This window comes from Streptomyces sp. NPDC059564 (genome assembly GCF_042735575.1).
GTDB lineage: Bacteria > Actinomycetota > Actinomycetes > Streptomycetales > Streptomycetaceae > Streptomyces.
This window is the reverse complement of record NZ_JBHWBP010000604.1, coordinates 1-2,466: the sequence shown is the minus strand read 5'-3', so window position 1 is coordinate 2,466 and position 2,466 is coordinate 1. Positions and strand designations below refer to the sequence as shown.

1 protein-coding gene is annotated in these 2,466 nt (G+C 71.9%); it reads left to right on the top strand.

The window, feature by feature from the left end; translation table 11 throughout:
• Positions 1-2,360: alpha/beta fold hydrolase (locus ACFV0Q_RS40810; protein WP_385013076.1), on the top strand; the 2,360-nt coding region annotated here is incomplete at its 5' end.
• Positions 2,361-2,466 lie beyond the last annotated feature (106 nt).

The window sequence follows — 2,466 nt, the reverse complement described above, 5'->3', positions numbered from 1 at the left end:
GGATCGGGGCCGCTCGGTACATCAAGACGGAACTGCCCTCGAAGACCTTCGCGGTCCTCGAGGCCCGCGGTGCCTGCGGTGGCACCTGGGACCTGTTCCGCTACCCCGGCGTCCGGTCGGACTCCGACCTGCACACCTACGCCTATGAGTTCAAGCCCTGGAAGGAGAAGGAGGCCATCGCCTCCGCTCCGCGGATCCTGGAGTACCTGCGCGAGACGGTCGCCGAGAACGGCCTCGGCCCGGCCATCCGTTACCACCACAAGGTCATCCGCGCCGCCTGGTCTTCGTCCGACGCCCGGTGGATCGTCGACATCGAACGCACCGACACCGGTGAGCCGGGGCAGCTGACCGCGACATGGCTGTTCTGCGCCGGCGGCTACTACCGCTACGACGAGGGCTTCACCCCGCGGTTCGAAGGGCAGGAACGCTTCCGCGGGCCGATCGTGCACCCGCAGAAGTGGCCGGAGGACCTCGACTACGCGGGCAAGCGCGTGCTCGTCATCGGCAGCGGCGCCACGGCGGTGACGCTCGTGCCGGCCATGGCCGCCACCGCCCGGCACGTGACGATGCTGCAGCGGACACCCACCTACATCCTGCCCTTCCCCAAGCGGGACAAGATTGCGAACGCCCTCACGTCGGTCCTCGGACACGAGCGCGGTTCCGCGCTGGCCCGACGGAAGAACATCCTCCGGCAGCGCACGGTCTGGCGGTTCTGCCATGCGCGCCCGAGGGCGGCACGCCGCCTCATCCGACGCGTCAACGCCGGCCGTCTGCCCGCCGGTTACCCGGTCGACGAGCACTTCAACCCGCCCTACGACCCGTGGGAGCAGCGGCTGTGCGTCGTACCCGACGGTGACCTCTTCAAGGCCATCCGCCGGGGCAGGGCCTCCGTCGTCACCGACCACATCGCCGCGTTCACGGAGCACGGCGTACGACTGGAGTCCGGACGGGAGCTGCCGGCCGACGTCGTCGTCACGGCCACCGGCCTGAACCTCCAGCCCTTCGGCGGGATCGAACTCACCGTCGACGGCGAGCCGGTGCACCTGAACGACACCGTCTCCTACAAGGGCATGATGCTGTCGGGCGTGCCCAACTTCGCCTATGCGATGGGCTACCTCAACTCGTCCTGGACGCTCAAGGTCGGCCTGCTCTGCGAGCACTTCTGCCGACTGCTGGCCCACATGGACGCCCACGGCGACACCGTCTGCCGCCCCGGACGGCCCGACCCGGCCATGCCGACCGGCCCGTTCCTCGACTTCGCCGCCGGCTACATCCAGCGCGCCCTGCACCGCCTGCCGCGGCAGGGGACCCGCACGCCGTGGCAGACCCCCATGGAATACGCCGCGGACGTCAGGCTGCTGCGCGACGGCAGTGTGGTCGGTCCGGAACTGCGCTTCTCCGGTCCGGCCGTCCCGGCCGCCCCGTCGGAGGCATCCGAGGACCGGTTCGTGGACCTGCCGTCAGGCCCCCGGATCTGTTACCGGATCGACGGACCGCAGGACGGGACGCCGCTGCTGCTCATCGCCGGACTGGGGCAAGACCTGACCTCCTGGCCGCAGCGCCTGGTGGACGGTTTCACCGCGAACGGCTTCCGGGTCATCCGGTTCGACAACCGGGACGTCGGCCGGTCGAGCCGGATCCAGGCACCGCCCCCGGACCGGCTCCACCTGCTGCTGGGCCGGCCCCGACCGGACGCCTACCACATCGCCGACATGGCCGCCGACGCCTGTGGTCTGCTCGACCACCTCGCGATCGAGCGGGCCCACCTGGTCGGAATGTCGATGGGCGGGATGATCGCGCAGACCATCGCGGCCCTGGATCCGGACCGGGTCGCAACCCTCACCTCGGTCTTCTCGACCACCGGGCAGCGACGGGTCGGGCAGCCCGCCCTGTCGACGACGCTGCTGCGCGTGATCAGCCGGCCGGCCCGTACCCGCGAGCAGGCCGTCGAACGCCACCTCGCGCTGCTGCGGCACATCGGCTCGGACGTCTTCCCGCCCGACGGGGCCGTCGAGCGGGCCTGGGCCGCCGGGAAGTGGGACCGTGGCGACGGCCCCACGGCCCCCGCCGGGACCGCACGCCAGCTGGGCGCCATCCAGGCATCCGGGGACCGCACCGAGCAGCTTCGCCGCATCACCGCACCGACGCTGGTCGTCCACGGCGACGCGGACAGGGTGGTCCACCACAGCGGTGGCCGTGCCACCGCGGCGGCGATCCGCGGGGCCCGCCACGTCGAGGTCGCCGGTATGGGTCACCACCTTGCCCCCGGAGTGATCGACCGCCTCGTCGCCCTCACCGCCGACCTCGCCCGCACCGGCCCTCCCGTCACGTCGGGCTCCCGGACACGCACGCCCGTCTGAGGAGCGTCCCTTCGCAGGGACACACCCCACACGGCGAGGCGGGGGGGGGGGACCGCCATGGGGGGGCGCCCCCCCCCGCAGTCCCCAAAATCTACCAGGGGGGTGT